General features: G+C 42.8%; 6 protein-coding genes and 1 pseudogene. 6 read left to right on the top strand and 1 reads right to left on the bottom strand.

All coding sequences use genetic code 11. From position 1 onward, the window contains the following. The first annotated feature begins 71 nt into the window (after positions 1-71). The 3 genes from ACFE90_RS34075 (at position 72) to ACFE90_RS34065 (ending at position 4,040) form a co-directional block, all read left to right on the top strand. Complete coding sequence (locus tag ACFE90_RS34075) at positions 72-872, top strand: peptidylprolyl isomerase (RefSeq protein ID WP_375506708.1); 801 nt, start codon at positions 72-74, stop codon at positions 870-872. Positions 873-989: 117 nt separating this feature from the next. Next, a complete protein-coding gene (locus ACFE90_RS34070) occupies positions 990-2,135 on the top strand; it encodes a beta-ketoacyl-ACP synthase (protein WP_375506707.1) in 1,146 nt (381 codons plus the stop codon). A gap of 615 nt (positions 2,136-2,750) precedes the next feature. Next, entirely contained in the window at positions 2,751-4,040 is a 1,290-nt protein-coding gene (locus tag ACFE90_RS34065) for a Glu/Leu/Phe/Val dehydrogenase (RefSeq protein WP_375506706.1), read from the top strand. 95 nt (positions 4,041-4,135) lie between these two features. Here ACFE90_RS34065 and ACFE90_RS34060 read toward each other — a convergent pair whose 3' ends face one another. Beyond that, entirely contained in the window at positions 4,136-5,257 is a 1,122-nt protein-coding gene (locus ACFE90_RS34060; RefSeq protein ID WP_375506705.1) for a Gfo/Idh/MocA family protein, read from the bottom strand. Positions 5,258-5,443: 186 nt separating this feature from the next. On the opposite strand from ACFE90_RS34060, the gene ACFE90_RS34055 reads away from it, so the two are divergent. From ACFE90_RS34055 to ACFE90_RS34045, 3 genes and pseudogenes are all read left to right on the top strand, one after another. Continuing rightward, positions 5,444-6,463 (top strand): hypothetical protein, encoded by a 1,020-nt coding sequence (locus tag ACFE90_RS34055; protein WP_375506704.1) that lies wholly within the window; start codon positions 5,444-5,446, stop codon positions 6,461-6,463. A gap of 288 nt (positions 6,464-6,751) precedes the next feature. Then, positions 6,752-7,009, top strand: coding sequence for a hypothetical protein (locus ACFE90_RS34050; protein WP_375506709.1), 258 nt, complete (start codon positions 6,752-6,754; stop codon positions 7,007-7,009). Positions 7,010-7,012: 3 nt separating this feature from the next. Next, positions 7,013-7,317: pseudogene (locus ACFE90_RS34045) on the top strand (hypothetical protein); the annotation flags it as partial.

The raw sequence follows: 7,317 nt of genomic DNA, 5'->3' as shown, positions 1-7,317 counted from the left end.
CCCCTGCCTCTTCCCCAATTCCCAATGCTCCTCGAAACGATAAGATACTCTGGTTAAATCGGTAACAGGCAATGCGATTAAAAATTTCACAATTTTTGCTTTCTCTTGTGATTATCAGTGGCTTAATGTTGGGAGGATGTTCAACACAGCAAGTCGCTTCTAATACATCTTCTCCAATCTCGACAGCTACCTCGACTACAAGCGAGGCAAGCAATAAGACAACTACTGAAGCAACATCTGTATCTCAAACTAATAGTGAGAGTATTCCTGGACTGGCTGATTTACCACGCCTCGAAGGCAGGGCTACTGTGGTACTCACGGTTAAAGGCTCACCTATTACTATCCAAGTAGACGGCACTGATGCCCCCATTACAGCTGGCAACTTCGTAGATTTAGTGCAGAAGGGTGTCTACGATGGTTTAGCTTTTCATCGAGTTGTACGCGAACCCCAACCGTTTGTAGTTCAAGGGGGCGATCCCCAAAGCAAAGACCCGAAAGTTTCAGCAGATAGATTAGGAACAGGTAGTTATATTGACCCAAAAACAGGAAATGCTCGTTATATACCTTTAGAAATTAAGCCAAAAGGTTCTGATACTCCAATTTACAATAAACCCTTTGATGCTACTGCTCAACCCGTAGTATTGCCCCATAAACAGGGTGCAGTAGCAATGGCGCGATCGCAATCTCCAGATTCCGCTTCTGCCCAGTTTTACTTTGCTTTAGCGGATTTGGCGTTCTTGGATGGTAACTACGCCGTGTTTGGCAATGTCACTCAAGGCTTTGATGTCGTGAACAAAATTAAGCAAGGCGATCGCATTGACTCCGCTAAAGTTACCCAAGGTGCTGAAAATCTGAAAACACCAGGGAAGTAGAGGAAGAAGGCAGGGGGAGCAGGGGTAGATGAGGGAGCAGGGGGAGATAAGAGATTAGCGATTATTGTTCCTGATCTTCCTCATCTCTCTCATCCTCTTATCCTCCCAAATTGCAAATTGATTAAGGTTTGTGTTACTGGTATTGGTTTAATTTCCGCCTTGGGTGGAAACTTAGAGGATAGCTGGCAAAATTTGCTAGCAGGTAAATCTGGAATTCGATTACACCAACCTTTTCCAGAATTTACACCACTTCCTCTAGGTTTGATTGGTCAACAACCATCTGAATTGACAATGTTAACTCAGATGGTTGTAGCTTCTGCTTTGCAAGATTCTGGGTTAGTTTCACATGCAGCTAATTGTGCTGTAGTCATTGGATCGAGTCGCTCTTATCAAGCGTCTTGGGAAATTATGGCGCGGCAAATGTATGAAGACGCGGCGAATTTGCCCGTATCCTCTTTTGGAAATTGGCTAGATACATTACCTCACATGAATGCGATTGCAGCTGCAAGACAAATCGGTGCATCTGGGATAGTTTTGGCACCGATGGCAGCTTGTGCTACTGGAATTTGGTCTATTGCCCAAGCAGCTTTGCTTATACAAACTGGGCAATGTCAACAGGCGATCGCTGGCGCAGTGGAAGCGCCTATTACACCCCTAACTTTAGCTGGATTTCAGCAGATGGGTGCTTTGGCGAAAACTGGGGCTTATCCCTTTGATTTACACCGGGAAGGCTTAGTGTTGGGCGAAGGCGCAGCTGTGTTTGTCTTGGAATCAGCAGAGTTGGCAAAACAGCGTCAAGCAAAAGTGTATGGTGAAATTCTCGGTTTTGGTTTAACCAACGACGCATATCATGGTAATTCACCAGAACCTGAAGGGAAAAGTGCGATCGCTGCTATCAAACAATGTCTAGAACGTAGTTGTCTCTCACCAGGCGATATTGATTACATTCATGCTCATGGCACAGCTACCCAGCTAAATGACCAAATGGAGAGCATGGTAATCCAGCATTTGTTTCCCCCAGGGGTGGCAGTTAGTTCCACCAAGGGAAGCTCGGGCCACACATTAGGAGCGTCTGGAGCTTTAGGTGTGGCTTTTTCTCTCATGGCATTAAAGCATCAAATATTACCACCCTGTGTAGGATTGCAGCAGCCAGAGTTTGACTTAGATATCGTTACATCTGCACGTTTAAGTAAAATTAGGCAGGTACTATGTTGCAGTTTTGGGTTCGGGGGACAAAATGCAGCGATCGCATTAGCAAGGTGAAATAGTCTGTCAAACATGATTGATAAGTTTTGTTTAAGCATTTCTTGCAAATGTATAATCAATTGCTGCTGACGTTGAAACATTTATAAGTTTTGCTTAAGCATTTCTTGCAAAGATATAAGCAATTGCTGCAAATATATAAATATTTGTTGCAAAGGTTTAAACATTTGTTGCTAACGTTGAAACATTTATAAGTTTTGCTTAAGCATTTCTTGCAAAGATATAAGCAATTGCTGCAAATGCTCAAGTAATTGTTACTAACGTTGAAACATTTACAAGTTTTGCTTAAGCGTTTATTGTAAATGCTCAAACAATTGTTACTAACGTTGAAACATTTACAGGTTTTGCAATACCTTTGCCAATTTACGACGGTTCAACCAAATTTTTATTTTGCTAAGGGTCTTAAATCCACTTATTCATGTGCCAGTCGTACAGAATACCCAACTGAATTCTGACGCCTTGGCAGAGCGTCTCCGGCTTTGCTTCTAACTCCTGAATTCTGTTCGATAAAAATGTAACAAAAACTACAATATTCCTATTTTCCCAAAAAACAAGGATAAGCTAGGCATATATGAAATCCGGTTCGTAAAGATACCGTGATTAGGAGAAAATTTTATGATTTCAAAATCCCTGTTGCTGCCAGAACCTGCTTCTCCAGCGCATATATGCCCATTTGATCAAGCCTGTAGCTACTTAGAAGCGGCAGCTAAAGAATTAAATTTAAATCAGGGTTTGTTGGAAATTCTTAGCCACCCGCGTAAGGTTGTCACGGTTTCTATCCCCGTGAAATTAGATAATGGGGAAATACAGGTTCTTGCTGGACACCGGGTGCAGCACTCCGATGTTTTAGGCCCCTACAAGGGTGGAACCCGTTACCATCCAGCTGTGACATTACGGGAAGTATCTGCTCTAGCAATGCTAATGACCTGGAAATGTGCTTTGTTAGGTATTCCTTACGGTGGTGGGAAGGGTGGCATTCCCATAGATCCAAAACGCTACAGTGTTGGCGAATTAGAGCGAATCACCCGCCGTTATATCAGCGAGTTGATTAAAGATATTGGGCCTGCTGTAGATATTCCTGCCCCAGATATGGGTACTTCGTCCCGTGAGATGGCTTGGATGATGGACACTTACTCTGTGAATGTCGGTCATGCTGTACCAGGGGTTGTAACTGGGAAACCGCTTTCTATTGGTGGTTCGCTAGGACGAGAAATGGCAACCGGACGTGGCGTGATGATTATTGTCCGTGAGGCGCTGGCACAGCAAGGTAAATCTTTAGCAGGTATGCGAGTAGCTATTCAGGGTTTCGGTAACGTTGGTAGTGCCGCAGCAGAATTACTACATCAAGCAGGCGCGAAAGTTATTACAGTTTCAACGGGTGCTGGAGGAATATTTTCCGAAGTCGGTCTTGATATTCCCAAGTTGAAAGTCTATGCTGCTGAAAATCGCAAGAGTATTATGGGTTTCCCGCAATCTGCACCAATTAGCAATGCAGATTTATTAACTTTACCCTGCGATGTTTTAATACCAGCCGCTTTAGAAAACCAAATCACTGAAGAAAATGTGAATCAAGTGCAAGCGCGAATTGTCGCAGAAGCGGCTAATGGGCCGATTACCCTTGAGGCTAACTTGTCGTTAGAGGCGCGGGGTGTGACAGTGCTACCGGACATTTTGGCGAATGCTGGCGGTGTAGTAGTTAGTTATTTGGAGTGGGTGCAGGGTCTTTCCTACGTATTTTGGGATGAGGAGCGTGTTAACCACGAAATGGAGCATTTGATGGTACAAGCTTACCATCGGGTGATTCATCAATCGGAGGTACGGCAAATTCCTCTGCGATTAGCTGCTTACACTTTAGGGGTAGGTAGAGTGGCTCAGGCGCTGACTGACAGAGGTCTTTATCCTTAAAATTTAGGCATACACAGCAGTTTTTAATTGAATAGACCACAGATGTAGGGGCACAATATATTGTTGTGCCCTATATTCCTACTCTTAAACCAACCTTATGACTGCCCAGAAGGTTCAGCAGCATGAATCAGGTCTGGCTTTTGGTCACTAGGAGGACGCTCAATAGTTTGGGCCGATGTTGGGCGTTGATGGCGCTCGCGAGTTTGGATCTGCACAGGTTGACGCGTCTCAATTGACTCGTAAAGCGCTTGAATGATAGAAACATCAATCAACCCTTCCGTCCCAGATGGTTCTGGGTCTTTATCTTCGAGAATACAATCAGAGAAGTAGGTAAATTCAGCCGCTAGTTGATCGTGATCTTCAAAGGTACGCTCTTGAGTTTCACCATTAATTGTCAGGTAATGCTTGATTTCTCCCTGCCAAGGATATGCAGGGTTTACTCGTAAATCGCCTTGAGTACCTACAATCTGATAAGTTGAAACACTTGCTCCTCCAAAGCTACAGGTAAATGTTGCCAATCGCTCATTCGGAAAACGTAAGATGACACTAGTCATTTCTTCCACTTCGCTGAAGCGTTCTTCTCCGTTATTGGCAGCTACAGCAAATACTTCAATTGGTTCATCTTGAAATAGGTAACGTGCAGCATTAAGGCAGTAGATGCCAATATCATAGAGCGTGCCACCACCTGTAACATCTCGTAAACGAATATTGCCTTCTTCTACTTGCTGAGTAAAAACCGAGTTAAAAATTCGTGGTTCACCAATTTGCTTTGAACGCAAAATTTCTACTGCTTGTAAATTGGCTTCTTCTAAATGTAAGCGATAGGCAATCATCAGCTTCACATTATTGTCATTGGCAGCTTTAATCATTGCCTCACACTCTTGCTCAGTCACTGCCATCGGCTTTTCACATAATACATGAATTGCCTGATTAGCAGCCCGCACAGTGTAGTCGCAATGCAAATGATTGGGCAGCGCAATATAAACTGCATCAACCTCGCCGCTTGTTAGACAGTCTTCATACTGATCGTAGGAGTAAGTATGATTTATACCATACTTTTTGCTTAGTTCTTCGCTTTTAGTGGGGTCATCTGAAACCAGTGCCACTAATTCTGAGTTTTCGGTGTTGGCAAACGAAGGTAAAGCAGCTTCTTGGGCAAACCAACCTAAACCAACAACGGCGTAACGAATTTTGCGCTTACCATTTGTAGCAGTCATTATTCTACTTTCTAACGAAGGAACAATTTTGTAATTTATAGGGCTGAGAATTTGCAGGTTGATCAATGGAATATCGTATATTCTGAATGACTTGGTAAATTAAAACCTCATTCTTTCAGTAAGCTTTAGTTTATACTTAAGGAATATTTGCGGTATTGCATCTTAACTGAAATTCATAACCTCAGCATGATGGATAATGACCTAAAGATGCTTCAGTTAGCTCAAGATTTACTCGACAAGATCAAACAACAGCCTGGCGCACAGGAGATAATCAATGTAAAACAGCGTAATCAGTTGGAGCGAGAAAAACCAAAAAATCAAAAGCGAGAAATTAAGCGGTTACGTCAGACTACATTTGGCGCAATTACAGCAGGCTTAATCATCGCAGGATTTACTATTTTTACCTTGAAGAGTGTTCAGTCATCTGAGCGAGGTCAACCGGAAGAAATAATCCGTTCTGCTTGGCTGGGTCTTAACAGATCAAATGCGACAGAGCTAGAAAAATATCAAGAATGTGGGACTTACTTAAACGTAGGACTGCGTAGCCTCTACTGTGATATCAAGCCCTTCATCGACTATCAAAAGTTGCGGATTGTTTCTGGCTTACCTATTTTCCGCAAAGACTATAATCTTACATTTAAGTCTGAACATGAATTTGGATATTACAATCCAGAATTTGTTAAATGGCTACAAAAAAATATTATTGTTGCAGAAAAAAAAGAAAGTTTCAGGCAACAAACGCAATCCTCTTATGATACAAAAATCAGGGATACCGCGAGAGCTTTTTATACAAGTTATCAGATTTTGTTTGCCAGTCATGAAGAATTTAATACTTTCATAAAACAATATCAGTTAGTCAAGAAAGAATATCAATTGCGGTTAGATAGGGGAGAAGTAAATGAACTCAGGTTTAATAATAATTATGAGGAATTTGAAGTAATTAAACGTGAATATTTCAAGCATCTTGAAAGTAAAACTCTTCCCGCTCTATATTTACAAGAGAAGTTTAGATGGCTGTCCGATTATTTGACTACTGTAGAAAATGTTGATGAGTATGCAGCAAATACATCTGGAGGCTTTTGGACTCGACGTTCCATTGATAAAACAGATAAAGAGTTTTTCCGGCTTTTAACAAAACTGCTAAAGACCTATGACGGGGATTGGCTGCGTAAACGAGAATCGCTGGGGGTTAAGCCATCTCGATAGAACCATATTTCAGCCGCAGAATGTGGTTCAAGTGAGCGACTGTATTAGCGGAAGTTGCTACTCTTAAGGCGGAAGTTACTACAGACTGCGCGAAATCCGAAAACGTCAACCCTGGATCAATATTTTTTGATGGATACTAGATGGGGATTCTGTTAAAATATTCAGTTGCCAAAAATAGTATTGTTACATTCCGTTATATTGAACAGAGCCAAGAAAATCCGGTCGTGCAACATACAAGCGTGAGAAGGAGTCATACAGAAAGTTGCAATTATTTGAAACTTTTATGCCATGCCCTTTATGTGGTCATCAGGAGACAAACATGGAACAACCAGTAAAGGCAACGAGATTTTTTACCAAGCTCTGAAAGCTAGAGAGTTTTGCTATGTGCTGAATTCTCGGCAGATGGGTAAGACTAGCTCGAAAGTGCAGACGATACAGCGATTACAAGCAAAAGGCGATCGCAACTCTCAGTTTCTGGCTGCAAGCCAAGCACTCGATCAGCGAGCGATGCAAACCCGTCTGGAAGCAAAGGAGCAGGATTTGTAGGTGTTGTCAAAGACGAACCACAAAGCGAATCGGCGGATTCGGTTGGGGGCAATTGCGCTGAGGGTGATGCTGACAGGCGCGATCGCAGCCGGATTTTCGGCTTGTCAAAGTCCGAAAATAGGGATTGCTGCCAATAGCGATCGAGCGGTTGCAGCGGTTGAAACAGCCCACCAAGAGAACGAACACTTATTGAAGCAATCAGCTCAGAAGCAGGTGGTTAATGGGGTGAGAAAACAAAACAGCTTGGGGCACAATCGTCCTATATACAGTGTCAGCTTCAGCCCAGATGGACAAACCATCGCCTCTGG

The organism is uncultured Nostoc sp. (genome assembly GCF_964245445.1).
In the GTDB taxonomy this organism is placed as follows: Bacteria; Cyanobacteriota; Cyanobacteriia; order Cyanobacteriales; family Nostocaceae; genus Nostoc.
Note: the sequence above shows the minus strand (reverse complement) of the source record. Positions and strands in the feature narration are given on the sequence as shown.